General features: G+C 41.7%; 29 protein-coding genes. 17 read left to right on the top strand and 12 right to left on the bottom strand.

The annotated features are described in order from the left end of the window. Window positions 1-12: 12 nt before the first annotated feature. From ABD010_RS03145 to ABD010_RS03160, 4 genes are all read left to right on the top strand, one after another. A complete protein-coding gene (locus ABD010_RS03145; RefSeq protein WP_343810230.1) occupies window positions 13-513 on the top strand; it encodes a GNAT family N-acetyltransferase in 501 nt (166 codons plus the stop codon). A 45-nt stretch (window positions 514-558) separates the two neighbouring features. Next, window positions 559-1092 (top strand): 2'-5' RNA ligase family protein, encoded by a 534-nt coding sequence (locus tag ABD010_RS03150; RefSeq protein ID WP_343810231.1) that lies wholly within the window; start codon window positions 559-561, stop codon window positions 1090-1092. A gap of 42 nt (window positions 1093-1134) precedes the next feature. Next, window positions 1135-2325 (top strand): DUF418 domain-containing protein, encoded by a 1191-nt coding sequence (locus ABD010_RS03155; protein WP_343810232.1) that lies wholly within the window; start codon window positions 1135-1137, stop codon window positions 2323-2325. Window positions 2326-2484: 159 nt separating this feature from the next. Further along, window positions 2485-2856 carry a YisL family protein gene (locus ABD010_RS03160; RefSeq protein ID WP_343810233.1) on the top strand — a complete coding sequence of 124 codons (372 nt, stop codon included), beginning with the start codon at window positions 2485-2487 and terminating at the stop codon, window positions 2854-2856. 109 nt (window positions 2857-2965) lie between these two features. Here ABD010_RS03160 and ABD010_RS03165 read toward each other — a convergent pair whose 3' ends face one another. Further along, the gene (locus ABD010_RS03165) at window positions 2966-3931 is read right to left on the bottom strand and encodes an iron-hydroxamate ABC transporter substrate-binding protein (protein WP_343810234.1); all 966 of its coding nucleotides are present in this window, start codon (window positions 3929-3931) and stop codon (window positions 2966-2968) included. Between the two features lie 162 nt (window positions 3932-4093). Here ABD010_RS03165 and ABD010_RS03170 point away from each other — a divergent pair, with 162 nt between their 5' ends. From ABD010_RS03170 to ABD010_RS03180, 3 genes are all read left to right on the top strand, one after another. Continuing rightward, complete coding sequence (locus ABD010_RS03170; protein WP_343810235.1) at window positions 4094-5113, top strand: FecCD family ABC transporter permease; 1020 nt, start codon at window positions 4094-4096, stop codon at window positions 5111-5113. Further along, on the top strand, window positions 5110-6114 hold the full coding sequence (locus ABD010_RS03175; RefSeq protein ID WP_343810236.1) for a FecCD family ABC transporter permease: 1005 nt from the start codon (window positions 5110-5112) through the stop codon (window positions 6112-6114). Before ABD010_RS03170 ends, ABD010_RS03175 begins: the two co-directional genes overlap by 4 nt. 117 nt (window positions 6115-6231) lie before the next feature. Continuing rightward, a complete protein-coding gene (locus ABD010_RS03180; protein ID WP_343810237.1) occupies window positions 6232-7725 on the top strand; it encodes an alpha-amylase family glycosyl hydrolase in 1494 nt (497 codons plus the stop codon). A 242-nt stretch (window positions 7726-7967) separates the two neighbouring features. Here ABD010_RS03180 and yppF read toward each other — a convergent pair whose 3' ends face one another. The 3 genes from yppF to ABD010_RS03195 all read right to left on the bottom strand — a co-directional run bounded on the left by yppF (window position 7968) and on the right by ABD010_RS03195 (window position 11550). Then, a complete protein-coding gene (gene yppF, locus ABD010_RS03185) occupies window positions 7968-8165 on the bottom strand; it encodes a YppF family protein (protein ID WP_343810238.1) in 198 nt (65 codons plus the stop codon). Between the two features lie 81 nt (window positions 8166-8246). Then, window positions 8247-10460 (bottom strand): beta-propeller domain-containing protein, encoded by a 2214-nt coding sequence (locus tag ABD010_RS03190; RefSeq protein ID WP_343810239.1) that lies wholly within the window; start codon window positions 10458-10460, stop codon window positions 8247-8249. Window positions 10461-10689: 229 nt separating this feature from the next. Then, complete coding sequence (locus ABD010_RS03195; RefSeq protein WP_343810240.1) at window positions 10690-11550, bottom strand: DegV family protein; 861 nt, start codon at window positions 11548-11550, stop codon at window positions 10690-10692. 234 nt (window positions 11551-11784) lie between these two features. Here ABD010_RS03195 and ABD010_RS03200 point away from each other — a divergent pair, with 234 nt between their 5' ends. Next, entirely contained in the window at window positions 11785-12630 is an 846-nt protein-coding gene (locus tag ABD010_RS03200) for a YitT family protein (protein ID WP_343810242.1), read from the top strand. A gap of 135 nt (window positions 12631-12765) precedes the next feature. Here ABD010_RS03200 and ABD010_RS03205 read toward each other — a convergent pair whose 3' ends face one another. The 4 genes from ABD010_RS03205 to ABD010_RS03220 form a co-directional block, all read right to left on the bottom strand. After that, complete coding sequence (locus tag ABD010_RS03205) at window positions 12766-13029, bottom strand: NifU N-terminal domain-containing protein (RefSeq protein ID WP_343810243.1); 264 nt, start codon at window positions 13027-13029, stop codon at window positions 12766-12768. Window positions 13030-13192: 163 nt separating this feature from the next. Then, the gene (locus ABD010_RS03210; RefSeq protein WP_343810245.1) at window positions 13193-13390 is read right to left on the bottom strand and encodes a DUF3813 family protein; all 198 of its coding nucleotides are present in this window, start codon (window positions 13388-13390) and stop codon (window positions 13193-13195) included. Continuing rightward, window positions 13391-13540 carry a hypothetical protein gene (locus ABD010_RS03215; protein WP_343810247.1) on the bottom strand — a complete coding sequence of 50 codons (150 nt, stop codon included), beginning with the start codon at window positions 13538-13540 and terminating at the stop codon, window positions 13391-13393. It lies immediately after the preceding gene. A 119-nt stretch (window positions 13541-13659) separates the two neighbouring features. Then, on the bottom strand, window positions 13660-14493 hold the full coding sequence (locus tag ABD010_RS03220) for a Cof-type HAD-IIB family hydrolase (protein WP_343810249.1): 834 nt from the start codon (window positions 14491-14493) through the stop codon (window positions 13660-13662). A 139-nt stretch (window positions 14494-14632) separates the two neighbouring features. On the opposite strand from ABD010_RS03220, the gene ABD010_RS03225 reads away from it, so the two are divergent. The 5 genes from ABD010_RS03225 (at window position 14633) to moaD (ending at window position 17136) form a co-directional block, all read left to right on the top strand. Further along, complete coding sequence (locus ABD010_RS03225; RefSeq protein WP_343810251.1) at window positions 14633-15394, top strand: prolyl oligopeptidase family serine peptidase; 762 nt, start codon at window positions 14633-14635, stop codon at window positions 15392-15394. 88 nt (window positions 15395-15482) lie between these two features. Continuing rightward, the gene (locus ABD010_RS03230; RefSeq protein ID WP_343810253.1) at window positions 15483-15794 is read left to right on the top strand and encodes a metal-sulfur cluster assembly factor; all 312 of its coding nucleotides are present in this window, start codon (window positions 15483-15485) and stop codon (window positions 15792-15794) included. Between the two features lie 143 nt (window positions 15795-15937). Next, window positions 15938-16444, top strand: a complete 507-nt coding sequence (mobB, locus tag ABD010_RS03235) for a molybdopterin-guanine dinucleotide biosynthesis protein B (RefSeq protein ID WP_343810255.1) — start codon at window positions 15938-15940, stop codon at window positions 16442-16444. Next, complete coding sequence (locus ABD010_RS03240; RefSeq protein WP_343810257.1) at window positions 16437-16910, top strand: molybdenum cofactor biosynthesis protein MoaE; 474 nt, start codon at window positions 16437-16439, stop codon at window positions 16908-16910. The genes mobB and ABD010_RS03240 overlap by 8 nt, the downstream gene beginning before the upstream one ends. Next, the gene (moaD, locus tag ABD010_RS03245) at window positions 16903-17136 is read left to right on the top strand and encodes a molybdopterin converting factor subunit 1 (protein WP_343810259.1); all 234 of its coding nucleotides are present in this window, start codon (window positions 16903-16905) and stop codon (window positions 17134-17136) included. Before ABD010_RS03240 ends, moaD begins: the two co-directional genes overlap by 8 nt. A gap of 303 nt (window positions 17137-17439) precedes the next feature. On the opposite strand, the gene ABD010_RS03250 is transcribed toward moaD, so the two are convergent. After that, window positions 17440-18135, bottom strand: coding sequence for a Crp/Fnr family transcriptional regulator (locus tag ABD010_RS03250; RefSeq protein ID WP_343810261.1), 696 nt, complete (start codon window positions 18133-18135; stop codon window positions 17440-17442). A gap of 189 nt (window positions 18136-18324) precedes the next feature. Between ABD010_RS03250 and ABD010_RS03255 the strand changes: the two genes are divergently transcribed. Beyond that, window positions 18325-18564, top strand: coding sequence for a DUF2249 domain-containing protein (locus ABD010_RS03255; protein ID WP_343810262.1), 240 nt, complete (start codon window positions 18325-18327; stop codon window positions 18562-18564). A gap of 114 nt (window positions 18565-18678) precedes the next feature. Here the strand turns inward: ABD010_RS03255 and ABD010_RS03260 are convergent, their stop codons facing one another. After that, window positions 18679-18963: a YrhK family protein gene (locus ABD010_RS03260; RefSeq protein WP_343810264.1), complete on the bottom strand. Its 285-nt coding sequence runs from the start codon at window positions 18961-18963 to the stop codon at window positions 18679-18681. Window positions 18964-19013: 50 nt separating this feature from the next. Then, window positions 19014-19826 (bottom strand): undecaprenyl-diphosphate phosphatase, encoded by an 813-nt coding sequence (locus ABD010_RS03265; RefSeq protein WP_343810452.1) that lies wholly within the window; start codon window positions 19824-19826, stop codon window positions 19014-19016. Window positions 19827-19926: 100 nt separating this feature from the next. Between ABD010_RS03265 and ABD010_RS03270 the strand changes: the two genes are divergently transcribed. Then, window positions 19927-20241, top strand: a complete 315-nt coding sequence (locus ABD010_RS03270) for a hypothetical protein (RefSeq protein WP_343810266.1) — start codon at window positions 19927-19929, stop codon at window positions 20239-20241. Window positions 20242-20462: 221 nt separating this feature from the next. On the opposite strand, the gene ABD010_RS03275 is transcribed toward ABD010_RS03270, so the two are convergent. Beyond that, window positions 20463-20651 carry a DUF2929 family protein gene (locus ABD010_RS03275; RefSeq protein ID WP_343810268.1) on the bottom strand — a complete coding sequence of 63 codons (189 nt, stop codon included), beginning with the start codon at window positions 20649-20651 and terminating at the stop codon, window positions 20463-20465. 122 nt (window positions 20652-20773) lie between these two features. On the opposite strand from ABD010_RS03275, the gene ABD010_RS03280 reads away from it, so the two are divergent. Further along, on the top strand, window positions 20774-21352 hold the full coding sequence (locus ABD010_RS03280; protein ID WP_343810270.1) for a hypothetical protein: 579 nt from the start codon (window positions 20774-20776) through the stop codon (window positions 21350-21352). A gap of 53 nt (window positions 21353-21405) precedes the next feature. Then, entirely contained in the window at window positions 21406-22359 is a 954-nt protein-coding gene (locus ABD010_RS03285; RefSeq protein WP_343810453.1) for a BMP family ABC transporter substrate-binding protein, read from the top strand. Window positions 22360-22392: the final 33 nt, after the last annotated feature.

The raw sequence follows: 22392 nt of genomic DNA on the forward strand, positions 1-22392 counted from the left end.
AGGTGGGGTTTTGTGCTATTTAGAGAGATAAAAACTGCAGATGCTGAGGCCCTGGTCTGGCTTACTCAACAAGTGGAGGCAAGTTCGGATTATATGTTGTGGGAACCGGGTGAAAGGGAAATTGATTTTAAAAAGCAACTAAACATGATTGAGAATATTAAACACAAAACTAATTCCACTATTTTCGTCGCTGAACATGATAGCGGATTGGCAGGTTACCTGATAGCTATCGGTGGAAATGCCAACAGAAATAGACACTCCGTTTACATAGTTATTGGAATTCTTCCGGAATACAGAGGACAGAGAATCGGCAGCAAGCTATTTCAGGCGCTTGAAAAATGGGCATTACGCCAAGGGGTACATCGCTTGGAATTAACAGCAGTTACGAATAATAAAGCAGGATTATCATTATATAAAAAAATGGGATTTGAAATCGAGGGAACGAAAAGGGATTCATTGTTTATGGATGGCGAATTTGTTGATGAATATTATATGGGAAAGCTTTTGGACTAAATAGAGTTGGCTTAGAAAAAAGAATGATAGTGAAGAGGTGAACGATTGCAATATTTCATAGGAATTGTACCGCCGGATGAATACATGTCGAGGATTAAGAAGTTTCGCCAAAAGTGGAAGAACAACTCGATTGATGAGGTTGTTGAGCCGCATGTAACACTAAAAGCACAAGGCGGTCTGACTGCGGATAAAAAATGGCTGCCAGTCGTTAAGAATGTCTGCCGTAACTTTAAACCGTTTCAACTAGCATTGGGTGAACCTAAGTTCTTTGATGATGACATTCTTTATTTGGGTGCCAGATCAGAGAAGCTATTTGAATTACACTGCAAAATTGTCAAAGCACTTTCTCCCGCGCAAGACTTGATTAAAAAGTATTTCGAACTTGATGACTTTGTGCCGCATCTGACTCTGGGTAAAACGAATTATGGGCTGACATTTCAGGATTTAAAGGTTATGGCAGTATCAGCAGTAGAAGAGCTTGGTCCGTTTCCAACATTTGAAGTTAACTTTGTGACGGTTTACCAAGAAGTGGATACTAAATATAAAAAGATGGAGGATATTCCATTATCGCAGCATTAAATAAATTACTATTCTATCATAAAAGAATAAGGGGGCCACAAAATGAACACCGTCACACCAACAAAAGGTTCCGAACGTCTTACGTGGATTGATGCTGCGCGTGGTTTTGCGATATTTGGGATTTTTATTGTGAATATTGGAGCCTTTTCTGCACCATATTTTTTGTATGGCGGGGCGGAGGAAGCTTGGACGTCACCGATTGATCAGTTCATACAAAATTTTAAAGATGTATTTTTCCAGGCTAGTTTTTACACCTTGTTTTCGGTTTTGTTCGGGTTCGGATTTCAGATGATGAAAGAGCGCGTTATAGATAAGGGGATAAATGCAAAACTTTTTTTATTGCGCAGATTGATAATCTTGATTGGCTTTGGGCTGATTCACGCATTTCTTATTTGGAGCGGTGATATTTTGCTGTCGTATGGCATTATTGGATTATTCCTCATCGCATTCATTCACCGGAAAAATATAACACTGTTGGTATGGGCGCTGATGTTGCTTGGGAGCAGTGCTGCCTATTTTACGATGTATTTATTTAGTTTCCGGGCATATCTGGGGTATGCCAATTACCAGGAAATTCGTCGTGCAATGGAAAGTTACACAAGCAATGATTTATCGGTTATTCTATCGCAAAACTTGCATGATTGGTTGTACTCAAACGGATTGTTTACTTATTTTCTTTTGTTGATGACATTATTGCCGATGTTTCTATTCGGGATGCTTATTGCCCGGAAACGCTTGTTACATAAACCCGAATCGAATAAGCATGTGCTGTGGATTTGCTGGAGTGTAAGTCTTTTGTTTTTTACTGCGTTGAAATGGGGACCATATCTGTACGGTAACCCGGAATGGTTTAATTTTATCCAGGATAATGTTGGGGGTACTGCTTCTGCATTATTTTATCTTTTCTCAATCACGTTATTGCATCAAAGCGTGTTTGGTGCTAAATTGCTGAAGCCTTTTTCGCATGTTGGACGTATGTCCCTGACGAATTATATGTTGCAATCCGTGATTCAGTTTATTCTGTTTTATGGAGTGGGTTTTGGATTGTATGGCTCTGTTACACCGGGTATTAGTATTGCAATTGTTGTACTGGTATTCAGTCTGCAGGCAGTGCTCAGTAGATGGTGGATGGCGAAATTCCGGTTCGGACCGCTTGAATGGGTGTGGCGCAGTCTTACATATAAAAAGAAACAGCCGATGCGAAAAGTTCTGGTACAGGGTGTGGATGGGTAAATTTTATTAGCCCGTTTAACGCCGAATTTCACCAATAAAAGATTCGTTTGACTCTTCACCTTTTCCATTGTTCATACAATTTTCAAATGAAATTCTACATGGTACATGATATGATATGTTTAACATGGAAATGGACTTTCCAAAGGAGGAATACTTATTATGGGTACAAGCACACACCTGCACGTTACGGCGTGGGCGCTTGCTTTTATTCTGTTTATTGTAGTAGTAATTTTGAATAAATCAGGTAAGGCAAAAGGTGCTAAAATCGTACAAATGATACTTAGACTGGATTATTTACTTATTCTTTATTCCGGCGGTACACTGCTTGCGAATTATTTTGGAGCTCCGCAGATGGGTGAAGCAATTTTCAAAGGGCTGGCAGGTATCTGGGCCATCTTTGCTATGGAAATGATCAGCTTGAAATCCGGCAGGGAAGAACCGACGAAAAGCTGGTGGATTCAGCTTGTCATTGCTGTCATTCTTACCATGCTGCTTGGCTTTGGGCGCCTCGGACTCGGATTTTTGCCGTAAATGGTCGTTGTATAACTATAATCGTATAAAAAAATTAAAAAGTGGCAGGAACTTTTTTATAAAGTCTGCCACTTTTTTAATGTCTGACTCGATTATAGGTAAAAGAAGTTTACTCAGCCAAGGTCTCCACAATGGCGTCAATTGTTTTTTTGGATGCGATCAGTCCTTGATTTGTCCAGTGACTTGGGTCATTCATGACATGGACATTGCCGGATTGTGCTGCCGGAATGCTTTGCCATACACTGCTGTTTTGCAGTGTTTTGATTCCCTCTTCACCTTTCATGCCCAGCAGGAAGACGTGATCCGCTTTTAGTTCGGAAAGCTTTTCAATGGAAATCGCGTTCCATGCGTCATTCGGTGCTTTACCCAGGCTGTCGACTACTTCGGGAACGTTAATGCCTAATTTGGAATACACAACATCTGCAATGTGGCGGTCTTTTTCAAACAGATAAAATTTATTGCCCATTGTCCAGACCATTGCGACGGTTTCATCGCCAATTGCCTTATTCAGCTTTTCTTTTGCATTGGAAACTTTTTGATCATATTGATTTAGTACCTTTTCCGCTTTGTCTTCTTTGCCCAGCATTTTACCGAATATTTTAATCTGTTTGCGCCAATTGCCGGCTGCTTCGTCGGTCAGCGCATAGGTAGGCGCGATTTTTTGGTAATCTTCATAGGAGCCTTCGTAACTGTCCAGTGTGTTTGATAAAATAATCAGATCTGGATTATATTTCATAACTTGTTCTAGCGGGAGGTTCCATTCAATTTTTGGTACGTCTTTCAGCTGATCCTCCAAATAATTTTGAATACTGTTACCGATTGCCCATTTAGCAACTGGTGTTACACCCAGGGCAAGCAATGCATCTTCATGGTATGGTGCGATAATACGCTCTGCATTTTGAGGGATGGTAACCTTACCTTTCTTACTGTCCAATGTTATTTCAGCATTATTATTGCCATTTTCTTTAGAAGAGGAGGAAGATTCGTTATTATCACTGCCGCATGCTGAAATAATCAATGCAAGACCCAGGATAATACAGATATTTATTAAATAGGATTTATTTCGTCTAAGCATATGTACGTCTCCTTTTATGATATAATGAAACACCTAATGGTAATGATAATCATTTTCATTTGTTCTGTCAATTTCTTTTTCATTGGCATTGCAACAATCTTATGAACGAATTATACTTTAACATTAGGGACGTTTGACGATTTCAATTAGCGGGAGTATATTATGTTATCTTTTATACAGCATTCATCACTAGTAAAAATAATCATTCAATTTGCAGGAATCATTGCGGTACTTTGTTCAGCCGTTCTTTCCATTGTATATGGGGTGGCGGATATCAAATTGGAAACGGTATGGCGGGCGGTTATTGAATTTGATCCAGAAAATACTTCCCATCAGATTATTCGGGAGCTCCGTCTGCCGAGAGTGGTGGGTGCAGTGTTGGTTGGTGCGTTTTTGGCGGTTTCCGGGGCAATCATGCAGGGCATGACCCGCAATCCATTGGCGTCACCGTCCATTATGGGTGTGACGGATGGTGCTGCTTTTGCCCTTGTCATTACGCTGGCATTTATACCGGGAATTTCGACCATCGGCATGACCATCGCTTCACTGGTCGGTGCAGGTATTGCTGTTGGACTCGTGTTTATGGTCGGCTCATTATCCACGAGCGGCCTGACACCGGTCAAACTGGCGCTGGCTGGTGTTGCAATCGGAACACTGTTAAGTTCTGTGTCGTCGATTATTGCGCTTCACTTCAATTTGGAAAAGCAGCTCGGCTTTTGGCTTGCCGGCGGACTGGCAGGTACAGGTTGGACATCTATTCAGATATTATTGATTGCGGGTGGAATTGGTTTGGTAATAGCTTTTGCCATTGCAAGATCGATCACCGTACTGAATCTTGGTGAGGATGTCGCCGCAGGGCTGGGACAGCGCAATATTATGATAAAATTGATGGGCATTTTAACGGTCCTGATTTTGACGGGTTCCGCTGTTTCCGTTGCAGGGGCAATCGGCTTCCTTGGACTTATCATACCCCATATGACACGATTTATCATGGGGACGGACTACCGATGGATAATTCCTGCATCTGCTATATTTGGGGCACTTTTATTGGTTCTCTCTGATATCGGTTCCCGCCTGATAAATGCACCATTTGAAACGCCTGTTGGTGCGATCACGTCGCTTATCGGAGTACCGTTCTTTCTCTATCTCGCACGAGGGAACAGCGGGGGTGGTAAATCATGAATAAAAAAACCACACATTTTGCGGGAGTTATGGCACTCTTGCTCATTCTGATTATAGTCATGTTTTTTGTTACATTAGGTACCGGTGTTGTCAAAGTACCACCAATGGGTGTGGTGAAAACGCTATTTGGCCTGGGATCGGATAAATATGAGCTGGTATTATTCAATTTTCGTCTGCCGGAAATTGTCCTGGCATTGCTGATTGGGACGGGGCTTGCCGTTTCGGGAACAATTTTGCAGGGTGTCACGCAAAACGACCTGGCTGATCCAGGCATACTTGGAATTAATACAGGTGCAGGGCTTGCTGTTGTTTTGTATATTTTCCTGCTGCAGGATTCGATTAATGGCACATTGTCTGTATTCATTATGCCGCTGTTTGCATTGCTGGGCGCTTTATTTGCTGCATTGTTAATTTATCTGCTTGCCTGGAAAAACGGCGTTAATCCGATTCGGCTCATTTTGGTCGGAATCGGTGTCAATGCGGGATTCAGTGCAGCATTGATTATTTTTCAGCTGAAAATGAACCCGCAGGACTTTCGGCAGGCGACCGTATGGCTTTCAGGCGATATCTGGAATGCCGACTGGACTTTTGTTATGGCATTGTTACCATGGATCTTGCTGCTTGTGCCGTTTGCACTGCACAAGGCAAATATCCTTAACATATTGACCCTCGGTGACGACGTGGCGGCCGGTTTGGGTTCCAAGGTGGAAAAAGAACGGCGCTCATTGCTGCTTATTGCTGTTGCATTGGCTGGGGCAAGTGTCGCTGCGGGTGGAGCAATTGCTTTTCTGGGACTTGTTGTGCCACATATCGCACGGAAAATAATCGGACCGCTCCATCAGTACATTATTCCGATTGCTGCCCTGATCGGTGCACTGCTTCTGATGGTCTCTGATTTGATTGGAAAAAATCTGCTTGATCCGACACAAATACCAGTTGGCATTGTGGTCGCTATTTTAAGCACACCCTATTTTGTCTATCTATTAATTAAAACAAACTAGGAGCCTGGACCTCAGTTATGAATGTTTTTCAACAATCCGGGCGAATCCATTGACCAATAATGTCAATTGGCAATAATAGATAGTGCAAAGAAAATTAATTATTGAAGGAGTACATATATGAGACGGCTAGTTTTTGTGCTTTTGATTGGACTGACTTCACTAGGTGTGACAAGTCCGGCTGCAGCAGCGGGTGATAAAGAAGTCAAAAGCGAAATTATCTATAACATTCTGATTGACCGTTTCAGTAATGGGGATCAGTCGCTTGGCAAACAGACTAATCTGGATGAACCTCATGCATACCATGGCGGGGACATTAAAGGAATTACCAGCAAATTGGACAAGTTAAAAGAGCTTGGTTTTACGACGATTGTTCTTTCACCGGTGATGGGAAACGCGCCAGATGGCTATCACGGTTACTGGATCGAGGATTTTTACAAAGTTGAGCAACAGTTTGGGACAATGAAAGATCTTCAAAAACTGGTTAAAGAAGCACATGATCGTAATATAAAAGTAGTGTTGGAGCTGGTTACAAATTATATTTCACCGACACATCCGATGGTGGATGATCCGGCAAGAAAAGACTGGATCAAAGAATCAGAAGTCAACGCCAATCAATGGCTTAATCAGACAGTGAAGCTCGATCAGTCCAACCCGGAAGTGCAGGCGTTTATAACAGATGTCGCTGATTATTGGATTGATCAAGCAGGGATTGACGGGTATCGGTTCCATGCAGCTGATCAGATGAATCAGGAATTTTTAAAGGATTTGACAGCACATCTCAGTCAGGAAAACCCAAATTTTTACCTGCTGGCTGGTATATTGAAGCCAGAGCAGTATAACGGGGAAATTGAAAAAAACACGAACATACAGGCAGTGGAAAACAATACTTTGCAGGAAGCAATGGTGAGCGCGTTTGTAAAGGCAGGAAATCCGGTAGCACCAATTTATGAAGCCTGGCAGAATAATGGAAAAAGGGAAGGGCTCAACTATCTGGATAATAAGTTAACCGAACGATTCACTCAGAAATTTTTTGAGAACGGCCGGAATCCGCTGACAACATGGAAGCTGGCATTGACATTCTTATACACCGCTCCAGGTACGCCAATGATTTTTCAAGGTTCGGAAATTCCAATGGGAGGGGACTTTCCGGAAAGTCTGCAGCTGGTTCAATTTAATGCCAGCAAGCAGGACTTGCAGGATTATTATAATCAGATAGCGGCATTGCGCGCTAAGTTTCCTGCTTTGCAGAAAGGGAGTTTTGAACTGCTGGGAACGAGTGGTGCAATGAGTTTATTCAAGCGGTCGTATGAGGGTGAATCAGTCTATGTTGCAATCAATAATGATGTGAAATCACAGGTTATTTCCATTGATGGTGTGGAATCCGGCAAGCTGCTGAAAGGTGTGATTGGAGACAATCTTGTTCGCGAAAATGAAAACGGAAAGTATCGAATAGGACTGCCTCGTGAAACAGCAGAAGTATATGTCATTCAGGAAGATACAGGTCTGAACTGGCTGTTTATCGGGATGGTTATCGGTGTTTTTGTTATTTTCGTCGGTGCAATCATCAGGTTAAGCGTAAAACAAAAGAAACGGGAAGCTGGTTTGGAATAATCAGCTTTCCGTTTCTTTTGGCTAAAAGTGCAGCAGTAGGTCGCGTCCGCACTGTGCAAATTTACGGATCTTCTCTTAACTGGGACCTGCCGCATAATTGTGAAGGAGCGCGCCGTACTTTTGCATAAACCCGCCGTACCAACTCCAATACGCGCCGAACAAAAGCATTTATCCGCCGTATTGAAAATGACCTCGTCGTTTTTGTGCGTCAATATTGTTCCGCATGATAGAGACTGGCCGGTTCACGCATATTCATATTCATGCGCGGAAACAGCACCTTGTCTGTACAGGTAATAATACACTTTCCGGTATTCATTCAGGTCAATTTCACGATTGATGTATTTTTGCTGATAGAAATCAAGCAATCCATTAATCGATTCCGGTGGCTGGTTTCGTTCCATTTCATAAATGGTAATCAATTCAAAGATACTCATACTCATAGAGTCCCTCCCGCATCGTCAGGTTGTGCCTGTCCTACAGGAAATATATGCGGGAGTTTGCGACTTCATGAGTTGAAATTTTTAATTCATTTCCGGAAACGGGACGCGAAGGATTATTTTTTCTTTATCTAAATTATAAATCGACATTTCATTTTGTGAAAAACAATATAACGTGTCACCGACAGATACCATCCGCCGTATTTTATGTTTACGCCTTGATGGATAATCATGATTGGTACTTTTCAGATTGGAAATCGAATCTTTCAGCTGAATGCCGTTATCCGATGTTATGTTGTAGAGAAATGCGCCCTGAAATGATAATGATTCATCCCGATAGGAAGCTTCTCCTTTTTGAATGTTTTTGGCATCATAAATGGTGGCCGGGAAGCCGAAAATTGGGCGTTTCGGGTGTTCATAAAGTGCACGGTGGTTATGATTTACTTCCGAATAGGAATGGCCTTCACCGATAATTTCACTGTACTCCTCCTTTGGCTTTGCCGGATTGCTGACATCAAACACGGAAATCTTCAGTCCATCGATTTTCACTTGCTGTTCCTGACCGTGTTCGGAATTCACCAGTTTGGTATTTTGACCGAAGCCAATAACATGATCTTCATCGAGTGGATGGAGGTAGTTGCTGAACCCGGGAATTTTCAGCTTACCAAGAACAGCCGGCTTTTTCGGATTTTTAAGATCGATTACGAAAAGAGGATCGACCTGCTTAAATGTAACCATATAGGCTGTATCATCCATAAACCGGACACTGTATATACGTTCACCTTTTGCCAGACCCTCAATAGATCCAACCGGATTCATCTGCATATCAAACGTAAACAGGTTGTTGGTTGAAGGTTTGTCATCGTTCCACATGGTATCCTTGGTAGTTGCAACACGAAATGTTCCGTCGTGTTCATCCATGGCGAACTGGTTTATCAGCCTGCCTTCAACAACCGCCGATGCATTGTAGGTAATCGCACCTTTGTTAAGTTTGAACTGATTGATTTTGGTTTTAACAGGAGGCCGTGAAATCGACAGCTCTGGACTATTACGTTCAGGTGAAATGTCTTTGCTGTAACGGTATGCTGCAATATATAAGTGTTTTTTGGACATGTATATTTGACTGGAAGCACCAAGATAAGCTTCAATTTCTGCTTTTTCATTCAGCTTGTTTAAGTTAATCGAACCAAGCATCAAAAAGTTTTTCTCTTTCGTATCAGGGAAAAAGTATAACGAGTTGTATCTGAGCGGATGAGTCTTGTTGCTGACAGCAGTATCTTTGATTGACGGACGCAAATCATTGGTGCCTTTCTTTTTTTCCTGCAACACTCGGATTGGTGGATGGTGATTGGCAATCAGATACAAATATCCATTCATTTTCCGGGTTGAAATCAATGAGCCGTCCATACTGACTTCGCGTACTTTTTCAGGATGTTCTGGATCAGTAACATTATAGATTATTGCTGTTGTTTTGCCAGGTGGAAGTATTGCCCGATCGACAACCGCAGACTGTGTTGATGGTTGACGGTTGAGGCGGTGTGAATTTCCGATTATAATCAGCAGGTCATCGTGCAAATAAAGTTCTGTCGGGCGGAAATCTTTTGTCGAAATGGTGGAAACAATGTTACTTTCTTTCTTCGCAGCACTGGCAACCACGACATCTGCACCCCGGGAATAATAAATAAATTCGCCATTTGTCTTGATGATATCGCCCTCATCGATACCATTTACCTGTGTATTGGTTGATGATGCACCTGGACCGCTTTTCGCCATGTTTTTTCCAGAATCGCTTTGTGCGCTTTCCATGGAGACGCCGCGATCTTGTTTTTTGATTAATTTTTGAGTTGCATTTGATCGTTCCTGCAGTAATGTGACCAACTGCTCCTTATCCTTAATGGTTTGTATGTCAGATACTGTCGTAAAGGAATGGGTGAATGTTTTGTTTAATTTGTCACCATTTTCCGTTTCAACTGTATCTGAAACGGTAATCATATACGTATGATCAATTTGATAGCCGGATTCGGGTGCTTGAAGCGTCAGAACGGTATGCTCCTTGTTCCATGTAATGGTCACCTCAACAGGTTCATTGTTGTGATTTGTAACGGTTACGGCATCTTTGGTGAATGTGTCAGGGTTCATTGTTTCAGAAAAATGGATGGACCAGTCTTTTAAGGTTGGTGCATAGCTGGATTTTGCCGGAATCTTGACGCCTATAGAACCCGGCATCAGGTAAAAAATGGCGGCACCAACTGCGACTAGAATTACTAAACAATACAGTGCAGTTTTTCGATTTATCATTTTTTCACCTCATCGGTCCTGTTTAATTAGTTAGACGATACGGAAGGAAAAATGTTACAGTTTTGTTTTGATTCTTGCACAAGTACGGGAATCGCTCGGGAATATTTAGAAAAACTCGGCATTCGCCTCGTCTTATAGCGATTGCCGAAGTTTTTCTTATAAGGTCAACCATAATTTATACTTTCTGACGTTACAAAAAAAGCTGATCCATGTACGGATCAGCCTGATATTAGTTGTATTCACTGTTAAGGAAAAACAATGCGAGGGTGCCGGGACCGGAGTGTGCCCCAATTACGGAACCGACCATTTCAATCAATACATTGTCGGCACCAAATTTATCTTTAATCATGGCAGCCAGTTGCTCGGCACGTTTTAAATCATCACCGTGACTGATGCCGATTGTCTGGTTTTTAAAATCAGTTCCGCGTTCTTCCATAAGTTCCAGCATGCGATTCAATACCTTTTTGGATCCTCTGACATTTTCAAGTGGCACGAGTTTACCATCGTCGACATGAAGGACGGGTTTAATTTTCAGCAGAGAGCCGACGAATGCGGATGTCCGGCTGACACGGCCGCCTCGCCGCAGGTATTCCAGGTCATCAACGGTAAAAATATGTTCCATGTGATTGGCGTGGTATTCAGCGGTTTCGATGATTTCGTCAGTACTTGCACCGTTCCTGGCGAGTTCAGCAGCCCTCAGGACGACAAGCCCATACCCGATGGAGGCGCATTTTGTGTCGATAACATGCAACTCGGCATCAGGGTATTCTTCTTGTACTTCTTGCGCCATCATTTTCGCGGTCTGGCATGTGCCGGATAGTTCTGAGGAAAATGCAAAATATACTAATGCTTGATTTGATTCGGCATACGATGTAAAAATAGTTTTAAAGGTCTGTGGGGAAACTTGGGATGTTTTCGTCCCTTCACCTTGCCGCATGGCGTCATATACTGTTTTTGGCTCGATTTCATTTACGTCTTCAAAATCTTTTCCTTTCAAATGAACGGTTAATGGTACCATTTCGATGTCAAATGCTTTATAATGACGATTGGTCAAATCACATGCTGAATCTGCAAGGATTTTCGTGTTCATTATTTCACCTACTTTTCTCGTATCTTGGCAGTTTTTGATACTGCATCAGTGCAATGGGGATTTCGCCATCTCTAGAGCATAAGGAATTCTAAAAAGGCACAAACGCTTCTTTGAGATTCACTTTTAGCGACAATCCAGTTTTTTGATATTGATTTCAGTTTAAAGCTATCCTTAAGGTTAGTCAAAGTTTATTTACTATTAAAAATGATAAGACACAAGGCAGAGGAGGCAGCTATGTTTTTATTTGAGGCAAAACGAATTCTGATTGTTATTTTTGGCGCAATCCTGAATGCCATTTCCCTGAATTTTTTCCTGATTGGGGCAAATGTTTATGCGAGTGGATTTACTGGTGCGGCTCAGCTGATTTCCAGTGTGTTTAAAGATTTTATAGGCATTGAAGGTGTAAGTACTGGTATTATTCTATTTATCCTGAACATTCCGGTCTTAATTCTGGGCTGGAAAAAAGTTGGAAAAGGTTTTACTGTATACAGTATTATTTCTGTCGTGTTTACGACCTTATTTTTGGAAATAATACCGCAAGTTGCTTTGTCCGAGGACATCATCCTGAATGCTGTATTCGGTGGTGTGATCGGCGGGACCGGTGTTGGTCTTTCACTGAAACATGGTGCTTCAACTGGTGGTATGGATATTGTAGCCATGGTGCTTTCCCGGATGAAGGACAGACCGATCGGCAGTTATTTTTTATTTTTGAACGCAATCATTATTGCAATGGCTGGCATCCTGTATGAACCGGAAAACGCATTGTATACACTGTTGACATTGTATGTTACAACACGTGTGATCGATGCAATCCATACCCGTCATGAAAAAGTTACGGCGATGATTATTACACATAAAGCAGACGAGCTGCAAAAAGCCATTCATAACAAAATGGTCCGCGGTATCACGATATTGCCTGCGAAAGGTGCTTATACGCGGGAGGATAAAAATATGATGTATTTGGTCGTCACGCGTTATGAACTTTATGATCTGGAGCGCATTATAGGGGAAATTGATCCGAATGCATTTACTAACATCGTGCAGACAACCGGCATATTCGGGTTCTTCAGGAAAGACTAGGCAGGTGGTGCATTTTCATCGTGGGAAATATCGATAGATAAAAAATATATCGAGAGAAGAGCAGGTATATCAACAGAAGAAAAATTATATCAGCAGAACAACCTAACATAAAAAAGACAGCATCCGCTGTCTTTTTTAATACCCATGATTTTCGATAACGTCGATAATCTTTGGTTGCAGGTCATCCCATTCCGTATCAAACATTTTATTTACGGTGATAAAGTTCTGGTACCCAAAGACATTGTCAACACCTTCAACATTCATTAAGTCATTCAGAATTTCATGTTTACTTGTATCGCCAGGCATAACGGAAATGCTGCTGTCTCCTTCAAAAATCAGCTTGTCCGTTGTAAATTTCAGTGCATTCGGGTTTGGCGTAGCTTCAGCTCGTACTCCCATTGATTTGACCTCCTAAAAATAATGCATACTTAATATCATTTTAACAGAAAAAATAAGAAAAAGCATCTTTGCCATTTTGTTGGCAAAGATGCTTGATACACATTATAATCCCGTTTCATTATCATTAAATGAAGTGAAAATCTTTAATGCGTATTTTGGGAGGTTAACTAAGCTGGTTGTGTTGCTTCAGCTGTTGCTCAAGTTGCTGCAGCTGCTGCTGTTCTTCAGGTGAACAGTTATTTTTTGCGGCTTGGATCGCATTATTGGCAGCTTGCTTATCTTGTTGAGACGCATTTCCTTGAGCGTTTTTAAAGTTGTTGACAGCAGTTTTAGCTTGTTGGAACAGATTATTGTTTCCCATCTAAAACCCTCCTACTGTGTGGCTGTCAGCTTCCTCGTGTTTTCGTTCCGTATCGCTGAAACGTGCACGGTAAGGAAACCGTTCGGCGTGTTTTTTTACAGAATCAGCACCTTGATGGCTGAATCTTCTGGACTTGCTGTTTTTCCCCATCGGTAATTCCTCCTTCAGAAAGCTGATGAAGCATTTCCAAAAAAAGAAAAGAAGTGAACGCTTTTTAATGCGCTCACTTTTAGTATGGATTGATTCACCTGTTTTATAAAAGGTAAAATTTAGATGGTTTTGGCCTGAAGCTTTAAGTATTCTTCCAGAAAAACGCCAATTCCGTCGTTTTCGTTTGTTTCGGTAACCTGAGCAGCAATTGATTTCAATTCATCGATACCATTTCCCATGGCAACCCCAACACCGGCATAGTCAATCATTTCCAAGTCATTATCTTCGTCACCAAATGCAATTATTCGTTCTTTGGGGATATGATAATAATGCGCTATTTTTTCCAGTCCTACTGCTTTATTTAGCCCTTTTTTTACTATTTCAATGATATTCCACGGTGCACCCCATTTGCGATGTTCGATAAGTTCGGCATGGTAATCATCTAAATGGTTTCGCAGTTCCGCAATATGTTCTTCTTTCGGGTGGATTAACAAGGAAGTTGGATCTTCATTCAACGCATTTTTGAGGCTGCCGATTTTAAAAGGCGGGTCCTGGCTTGTTGATTGAAAAATATCGGTAATTTTTTCATCATATTGATCAATATATACATGATCTTTCACCTCAGCCAAAATATTATGAACGTTCATTTCATAACAGGCGTCGATAATTTTATATGCTGTTCGGACTGGCATCGGATTGTGCAAAACATCCCATTTTTCGTCTTTTGGGTGGTGGATTAACGCACCATTAAAATTTACCATCGGCGTGTCAAGCTTCAATTCATGGTAATAGTCAATGCTTGCGCGGTGTGGTCTTCCAGTTGCAATCACAACGATATGTCCTTCATTTATCGCTTGCCGTATTGAATTTTTATTACGTGCACTGATTTCTTTATTATCTGTCAATAACGTCCCATCCAGATCCAGTGCAATTAAATGCCGGTTATTTTCCATATGCTTTCACCTCGTATGACAATAGTGTATAAGTGAATCCAATATATGTAAAGGATTAAATGCCCTGCCGGTTGCAATTTACGTAAACTTAATATTATGATGAATAAATAAACAAAACGAATTGGAAAGGAATCGGCAAATGATAGGGGTATATAAAAAATCAATGAAATCTGTACCATGTTTGGTGGTCGAGGATAAGGAAAACGAAGGAAGACCACTCCCTGCAGTCACCTACTTTCACGGGTTTACAAGTGCAAAAGAACATAATCTTCCACTGGCTTATCTGCTGGCTGAAAAGGGGTATCGTGTCATACTTCCGGACAGCAAATTTCATGGGGAACGGGAAGTGGACGTATCCGAGATAAAGAAACAAATTTCGTTTTGGGATATTGTCATGCTCAATGTGAAGGAGTTGAAAGACATCAAGGATACACTCGATCAAGAGGGACTGATTCTTGATGCGCGTTTCGGAATTGCCGGAACCAGTATGGGTGGTATAACAACCTCCGCGGCATTGACGCAGTACCCATGGATCAAGACTGCTGGGGTTATGATGGGATCACCGAAAATCACGGTTTATGCTAAAACGCTGGTCAGCAGCTTTAAGAAGATGGGAAACTTGCCTGTCAGTGATGAAATGATTGACCAGTTATATGAGCAGTTAAAGTTATACGATTTATCTGAACAGGTGGAAAAACTGCAGGAGCGTCCGGTGTTTTTTTGGCATGGTGAGAATGATGCGGTCGTGCCGTTTGACCATTCCTATACATTTTATGAAAACGCTAGAAAACTGTATAAAAACAAGGAAAATATACAATTTCTTAAGGAAGAGAACCGTGACCATAAAGTGAGCCGCCAAGCAATCCTTGAATTGGTAAAATGGTTTGAGAAACACTTGTAAAAAGAAGTCAGATGTGATTAAAATCATTTCAAAAACGACAATTATATGTTTAAATAAAGTTAGGAATGATGAAGGAGGTTTTTTGGTCATGGACGAAGCGCTGAAGGAAAATATAATGGGCGCGCTGGAGAATGTTATCGACCCTGAGTTGGGTATTGATATCGTAAATCTGGGCCTTATCTATGATGCTGACCTGGGCGATGATGGTATTTGCACCGTCACAATGACGTTAACGGCTATGGGCTGCCCGCTCGCCGGTCATATAGAACAGGACGTCAAGCGTGCACTTTCTGATATACCGGAAATTCAGGAAAGCAGAGTGAATATTGTTTGGGATCCGCCATGGGGCAAAGATAAAATGTCACGTTACGCTAAAATTGCACTGGGCATCCCTGATTGATGCATAAAGACGAGGTTGGTTCATCTGAAATGGATCGACCTTTTTTTGTAACGTCAGAAAGTATAAATTATGGTTTATAAGAAAACTTCGGTAATCGCTGTAGGACGAGCCTTATGCTTAGATAGAACAAAAGAGGTAATTACATGCAGATTTGTCAAATAGCTGGGTATAAAAATTCCGGAAAAACCACACTGATGAACGAATTGATTGGGTATTTTTTCGAAACAGGTGTCAGAGTGGGGACGCTGAAACATCATGGACATGGCGGGGAACCTGATCTGGGAAAGCCAACCGACAGCAGGCAGCATCTGGATTCGGGTGCTGTTATGAGCGGTGTGCAGGGTGAAACGATTTCCCAGTTCACGCTGAAAATGCCGCTGGACCTTGATGAACTGGTTCAGCTGTACAGCAGCATGCCTGTTGATTTGCTGCTGATTGAAGGGTTTAAAAAAGCGGCATACCCTAAATTCGTTCTCGTACGAAACAGTGAAGATCTGATGCTGATTGATGAACTATCCAACGTTATGGCTGCGGGGAGCTGGGATACGGCATTGCTGGACGGGCTGAATGTACCGGTGTTTGATCTGCACAGGATGCAGGAAAATTTGCCCTGGTTGGCCGCGTATATAAGAAGGTGTTCGAATGAATAAAAAGTTTTGGATTACAGATAAACCAATTAACATCGATGAATGTATTGAAAAGGTCGTTCGTCCTGATGCCGGCGCCGTGAACACGTTTATTGGAACGGTTCGTGAATTTACGAAAGGGAAGCGGACACTGTATCTCGAGTATCAGGCGTATGTTCCAATGGCGGAAAAAATGCTTCGGCAAATTGGGGAGGAGATCCGTGAGAAGTGGACAGACGCTGATACGGTAATTGCCCACCGTACAGGGCATCTGGATATATCGGATGTGGCTGTCGTGATTGCTGTGTCAACTCCCCACCGAAATGATGCATTTGAAGCAAGCCGTTATGCGATTGAACGAATTAAGGAAATGGTTCCCATCTGGAAAAAAGAACATTGGGAAGATGGAACGAAATGGATAGGAAATCAAAAGGAAAATACATCCTATCATGAGGGAATTCCGAATGAGGAGGAAATGCGCAATGGTTGATGTGTTATTTTTTGCGGAGCTTCAGGACGCTGCAGGCAGCAACAAGGTTTCCCTTGAAGCAAACGGTCTGACATTGACGGAATTGAAAAAAAACCTGGTAAGCACGTATGAGCTGAATAGTTTGGACAAGGCGATGATTGCTGTCAATGAAGAATATGCCCAGAATGATGTGGTATTGCAGACGGGCGATGTTGTGGCGTTTATTCCACCGGTAAGCGGCGGCTGATTTTGCTGTGCAGTTCGATGCAAAGGTGAAATACCGATAGAAGTCGCAATTTCGCCGATGGAATAATGACGGATATTTTTAATATGTAAACAACATCGGCACGGCTTCTAAACCGTGCCGATGTTTAAAAATCGCGCATAAAGGTGCTGAAAGCGATCATATATCATTCGTATTCGCGCATATATGGTGTGAAACCGAGCATATCACCCTCAAAAACGAGCATATACCTCAATCCGAACATGTTTAGCTCAATTTCGGCAGGAGTAATAAAAAAATCCCACCTCCTTTAGGCGGGATTTACTTCTATGAAAATAATTCGTCTTCCAGTGCTTCGGTATTTAAAACATATGCGCCGGATTTATCGGTTGCGATGAGCTGCTGTTTTTTCAGCTGTGTCAGGGTGCGGCTGACGGTTTCACGGCTGGAGCCAATCATGTTGGCAAGATCACGATTCGTAAAATGCGTTTTGATTTTCATCAGATTGTCGTTTGTTTCCTTTCCATAGTCCTTGGCAAGGCGCAGCAGCAGCATGATAATTTGTTCATACGTATTGTGAAGAATTTTTTCTTCCAGACGGTTATGAAGATCCATGATGATATCCCCAAGAACGCGGAACAGTTTTACACAGATTTCCGGGTGGTTGATCAGAAAGTTTTCGAATGCCTTAATCGGAATATAGATTAGGATGGCATCCTCGATTACTTCTGCATGGGCCGGATAGTCATCCTGTCTGAAGAAACCCTGGTGGGGGAACATGTCGCCCGGCTGCAGCACATTGACAATCTGTTCTTTCCCATGAAAATCAGTTTTGTATATTTTGATTCGCCCCTGATGGATAAAATAAACGTTCGTCAGTGGATCACCTTGCATGAAAATATGGCTGCCGTTCCGATACATACGGTGTTTTGCCAAATCGACAATGGGTTCCATTTCATAATCGGTGAGGTCTTTGAACAACGGAATCTTATGTAAAAGTTCCTTGATGGAATGTGTATTCATTTTGATGCCCCCTAACCATATCAATCTATTCTTATTCTATCACTTCCCATTCTTTCGTATAATCCTCAATTGTGAAAACTTTTTGAGCGTGACAAACATCATGCCAAGGTGTGTTTTTTCTCACTTTAAAAATCTTCAATTATTTATATGATAGAGGTGTTTCAAAAATTGACTGAGGAGGAATAGAAAATGAATGATACGCAGTTTGCGGTAAAAATACATGCGCCAGATTATGATCCAAGGAATCGTCATCCGAAAATATTTGAAACATTTGATTGCCTGGGATCAGGTGAATTCATGGAGCTGTCGAATGATCATGATCCTAAACCGCTCCATTATCAATTAATGATCGAGCGGGAAGATACATTTACATGGGAATACTTGGAGAATGGACCAAAGATGTGGCGTGTGGCAATCGGCAAAAAATAGAGAAGTAGGCCCCTGAAGCGAAGGGTTCCTTTAACCTGACAATGAATGCCTTCAGCTATTTGCATGGCGTGGGAAACGAAGAACCGCTGACAGCTAAAACTTCCAGTAGTGGACTTACTGGAAGTTTTCCTGCTGTGATTTTTTGACCCGGGAAAAATGGATGGCGTGTATAATTTTAATGACGGGCCTTGCCAATAATTGCGCACTTCCGATAATAAATAGAATAATTCCGGCTGTTTTCAACGGTTCAAACAAGAAAAAGGCACTGCCGATTAAAAATTCCAGTCCCAATGTAAGGTCATTGATCAGTGCAATATAGCGGTATTTTTTACTGAACGATAATTCAAATGTTCCAACGTGAATGTCCAGAAATTGTTGTTCGTCTTCAATGAAGCTCATAAAAATCCCTCCACAATACAGATACCCTTGTGGAGGGACGTTAAAACGAACTACAGGAATAGAATAACGAGTATTCCTACAATCAAGCAGTAAAATGTGAAGTATTTTAGATTACCGCGTTTCATGATGTTCATGAACCAGCGCAGGGAATAATAGGTCGCCAGGATTGATGCCGCAAAGGCCAAAATTAACGGTATGGCCAGTCCACTTAAATTGTCATTGCCGACGATATCCCCAACGGAAAGCACGGTTATTCCCAAACTGACCGGGATGTACAGTAAGAATGAAAATCGCAGTGCCGTTTCAATTTTCATGCCGACAAGCATCGAAGCAACAATCGTCGCACCTGAACGGCTTATACCTGGGATTAGGGCAACAGACTGAGCCAAGCCAACAATAATTGCATCCTTGACAGTTATTTCACTGTCATTTTTTCTGCCGCGTAAGTTGCGAATGATCCATAAGGCAATCCCTGTTATGAGAAGGGTAAATCCTACTACAGTTACTGTACTAAGTTCTTCTTCAATGTAGTCTTCAAATAACAACCCCAGTATACCTGTTGGAATCGTTGCAATTACGAGATACAGAATAAACTGAAAATCGCCTATTGCATCACTGTCTTTCGTTGTCATGTAACGAAGTCCGTTTTGAATCAAACGGAAAATATCTTTGCGGTAAATGATCAACACAGCAAGAAGCGAACCGAAGTTTACCAGTATCTCAAAGGAAAGCCCCGCAATTTCTATCCCGAATATTTTTTGCAAAATAACAAGATGGCCGCTTGATGAAATGGGAATTGGTTCGGTAAATCCTTGTACAAGTCCAAGAAATAAGTATTTTATCAGCAGCCAGATTTCTGTTATGGTGTCCATTTAGTTTGCCTCCTGGTATATATTTTCACCCCCGGACAAATCACCAACCGTTAAACCATTGAATAGGCTGATTGGTGAGGAGGTTGAAAATATGAATCATCATTATCAACATATATACGATCAATGTAAGGACCATATGCATTCCTATGTACTCGTTGAATTGAACGATGGATCTAGTTTTGACGGAATTGTTACCGGTCTGGATAATGAGTACGTTTATTTTGCAGTTCCACTCGAACAGGATAATGGCATGCCGCATGGGCAACATCACCGTCAGTTCGGCTGGGGCGGCGGTTATAATCCCGGATTTTATGGGTATGGCGGATACCATCGTCCACGCAGATTCCGCCGCCTTATTTTGCCATTGGCTGCATTGACAGCACTCAGTGTTCTGCCGTGGTACTGAATGACAAACAATGCAAAAACCCTTGCCGTTCATCACCTTGAAGGCAAGGGTTCATTGCAGCAATTAATTTGATTAATTTATCCAGCGTTAACCGGCAAGATGCCCCTCCTTCAACTGAGGGCAGATAAAAAAAGATGTGTTCAGATATCAACTGCCGATTATATGTGCGATCCGATCAACGGACAATCAGTGGGAAAACCGCTACTGATTGAAGTTTTACGTTATTGTTCACGTTCACCTTCACCTTGTTTCAAAACGCCTTCACCAAGGAAGAAGACCCCAATGGATAAAACAATGGCCATTGCAATTGTGCTGGTCAGGTTAAATGGAGTGCCGCCCATGCTGGTTAATACATAGGATATAACACAGCTGATGAGAAATGCCCAAATCAATGGTGCGATAAATCGCATTACTAACACCTCGTTTTCATATACTTTCCTCATATAGTTTATCAAATTGAATCTAAAAATAAAAGCTTTTATTTGTGCAGCTGAACCAACTGTGAACATTATTTGACAAGGAGGCAACTGGGATGTTTTTAGTAGAAAACTGTTTTCATTGGATCGGGTTTCACATTGTTGAGTATCTGCTTAATCAGGGATATACTGTTACCGGAAATGATGAAATTAATACAGATGGAAAAGAGCATTTATCCATGTTTTTTAGCCGGAATGAAAATTTCACACATGTGGAACAGCAGTCGAATGAAACTGTCTATGACATGCGTATTATGCCAAGTGAAACGGAATTAACGCTTCATAAAGAAAGCACATCAACGATATATTTGCCGCTCCTGTTTGGGAAGTGGATGCCAATGAATCATAACGGCATGTATTTCCGTCGTAAATTTATCACATTTGATTCCGAAGAATTTTTGGAGAAGGCAGTTTATATTGGTGACTTTTTAAAAATTTTTCATCAGTGTATTCGTGCATCAAACTTACCTCCAGTTATAAAAGTAAAAACAGGGGGGGCAGATGTACCGGATGACAGAAAAGTTGAAAATTCCGTCTTCATCCGAAACAATAGACCTGTTACTGATCGGTTGAAAATAGTACAAAATCACTACAAAAAATTCAGTGAATTATACGAATCTAATGAAAATGTATGATAAACTTTATTTACGAATAGCGGAATTACATCTGGATAGGAGTGCGGGGTTTGATGAAGTTTTCCATCGTATTGCTGACTGTTATAGGGATTTCCACCATATTGTACGGTTGTACGGGCTATGATGATAACTTGCAAAGAGTGGGCATGCTGGTTGAGCATTCGGCCCATGATAATGCATGGTCAAGAGAAGGGTATAAAGGTCTTAAGAAAATCAACGAAGAATTTGATGCGGAAGTCTATTATAAAGAGGATATTCAGACGAAACAGGAAGTGATTGAAGCCGTAGATGAGTTTTCCGAAAACGGCGTAAACTTGGTCTTTGGACACAGTAATACGTATGGAAAATACTTTGTTGAAATTGCCCCTTCTTATCCGGAAATACATTTTGTTTATTTTAATGGCGGTGAATTTGGCGATGATGTTACCTCACTTAATTTCAATTCGCACGCCATGGGATTTTTTGCTGGAATGGTTGCCGGGAAAATGACCGATACGAATGAGGTTGCTGTAATCGGTGCATTTGAATGGCAACCGGAAATTGAAGGGTTTTACGAAGGGGTAAAATATCAAAACCGTGCAGCTGAAGTAAACATTAAGTATGTGAACAGCTGGAATGATACTAAAAAGGCAATGCAGTTGTATGAACAATTGCATGACGAGAATGCCGATGTCATTTATCCGACTGGAGATTTATACAGTGCACAAGTTTTAAAGGAAGTGAGCGAAGACGGGGTGTACGGCATCGGTTATGTGACGGATCAGTCGTCCATCGATGAAAAGCAGGTGTTGACAAGCACTGTTCAGCACGTTTCGGATTTGTATGTCCGGATTGCTGAAAAATTTAACGACAACGAACTTCGAGGTGGTGTATTAACCTTTGATTTTCAGGATGGGGTAATTTCAATGGGTGAATTCAGTCCGGAAGTACCGGAAGACTTCCGGGAAAAGATGAACGAGGCCATCGAATCATACGAGGAGACGGACTTGCTGCCCAATGAGCAGTGAGGAATCTGTTGCTATACACTTGCACAGTGTGCA

The sequence above is a fragment of the Virgibacillus siamensis genome (assembly GCF_039522605.1).
Taxonomy (GTDB): Bacteria; Bacillota; Bacilli; order Bacillales; family Amphibacillaceae; genus Lentibacillus; species Lentibacillus siamensis.

Excerpts from the sequence above, each read along its gene's own strand:
- ABD010_RS03270 (WP_343810266.1), top strand. The coding sequence starts at position 19,927 with ATGAATCATCATTATCAACATATATACGATCAATGTAAGGACCATATG.
- ABD010_RS03255 (WP_343810262.1), top strand. The coding sequence starts at position 18,325 with ATGAATGATACGCAGTTTGCGGTAAAAATACATGCGCCAGATTATGAT.
- ABD010_RS03155 (WP_343810232.1), top strand. The coding sequence starts at position 1,135 with ATGAACACCGTCACACCAACAAAAGGTTCCGAACGTCTTACGTGGATT.
- ABD010_RS03175 (WP_343810236.1), top strand. The coding sequence starts at position 5,110 with ATGAATAAAAAAACCACACATTTTGCGGGAGTTATGGCACTCTTGCTC.
- ABD010_RS03240 (WP_343810257.1), top strand. The coding sequence starts at position 16,437 with ATGAATAAAAAGTTTTGGATTACAGATAAACCAATTAACATCGATGAA.
- ABD010_RS03250 (WP_343810261.1), bottom strand. The coding sequence starts at position 18,135 with ATGAATACACATTCCATCAAGGAACTTTTACATAAGATTCCGTTGTTC.
- yppF (WP_343810238.1), bottom strand. The coding sequence starts at position 8,165 with ATGAGTATGAGTATCTTTGAATTGATTACCATTTATGAAATGGAACGA.
- ABD010_RS03220 (WP_343810249.1), bottom strand. The coding sequence starts at position 14,493 with ATGGAAAATAACCGGCATTTAATTGCACTGGATCTGGATGGGACGTTA.
- ABD010_RS03260 (WP_343810264.1), bottom strand. The coding sequence starts at position 18,963 with ATGAGCTTCATTGAAGACGAACAACAATTTCTGGACATTCACGTTGGA.
- moaD (WP_343810259.1), top strand. The coding sequence starts at position 16,903 with ATGGTTGATGTGTTATTTTTTGCGGAGCTTCAGGACGCTGCAGGCAGC.
- mobB (WP_343810255.1), top strand. The coding sequence starts at position 15,938 with ATGCAGATTTGTCAAATAGCTGGGTATAAAAATTCCGGAAAAACCACA.
- ABD010_RS03215 (WP_343810247.1), bottom strand. The coding sequence starts at position 13,540 with ATGGGGAAAAACAGCAAGTCCAGAAGATTCAGCCATCAAGGTGCTGAT.
- ABD010_RS03210 (WP_343810245.1), bottom strand. The coding sequence starts at position 13,390 with ATGGGAAACAATAATCTGTTCCAACAAGCTAAAACTGCTGTCAACAAC.
- ABD010_RS03200 (WP_343810242.1), top strand. The coding sequence starts at position 11,785 with ATGTTTTTATTTGAGGCAAAACGAATTCTGATTGTTATTTTTGGCGCA.
- ABD010_RS03275 (WP_343810268.1), bottom strand. The coding sequence starts at position 20,651 with ATGCGATTTATCGCACCATTGATTTGGGCATTTCTCATCAGCTGTGTT.
- ABD010_RS03160 (WP_343810233.1), top strand. The coding sequence starts at position 2,485 with ATGGGTACAAGCACACACCTGCACGTTACGGCGTGGGCGCTTGCTTTT.
- ABD010_RS03195 (WP_343810240.1), bottom strand. The coding sequence starts at position 11,550 with ATGAACACGAAAATCCTTGCAGATTCAGCATGTGATTTGACCAATCGT.
- ABD010_RS03205 (WP_343810243.1), bottom strand. The coding sequence starts at position 13,029 with ATGGGAGTACGAGCTGAAGCTACGCCAAACCCGAATGCACTGAAATTT.
- ABD010_RS03280 (WP_343810270.1), top strand. The coding sequence starts at position 20,774 with ATGTTTTTAGTAGAAAACTGTTTTCATTGGATCGGGTTTCACATTGTT.
- ABD010_RS03285 (WP_343810453.1), top strand. The coding sequence starts at position 21,406 with ATGAAGTTTTCCATCGTATTGCTGACTGTTATAGGGATTTCCACCATA.
- ABD010_RS03230 (WP_343810253.1), top strand. The coding sequence starts at position 15,483 with ATGGACGAAGCGCTGAAGGAAAATATAATGGGCGCGCTGGAGAATGTT.
- ABD010_RS03180 (WP_343810237.1), top strand. The coding sequence starts at position 6,232 with ATGAGACGGCTAGTTTTTGTGCTTTTGATTGGACTGACTTCACTAGGT.
- ABD010_RS03225 (WP_343810251.1), top strand. The coding sequence starts at position 14,633 with ATGATAGGGGTATATAAAAAATCAATGAAATCTGTACCATGTTTGGTG.
- ABD010_RS03165 (WP_343810234.1), bottom strand. The coding sequence starts at position 3,931 with ATGCTTAGACGAAATAAATCCTATTTAATAAATATCTGTATTATCCTG.
- ABD010_RS03170 (WP_343810235.1), top strand. The coding sequence starts at position 4,094 with ATGTTATCTTTTATACAGCATTCATCACTAGTAAAAATAATCATTCAA.
- ABD010_RS03190 (WP_343810239.1), bottom strand. The coding sequence starts at position 10,460 with ATGATAAATCGAAAAACTGCACTGTATTGTTTAGTAATTCTAGTCGCA.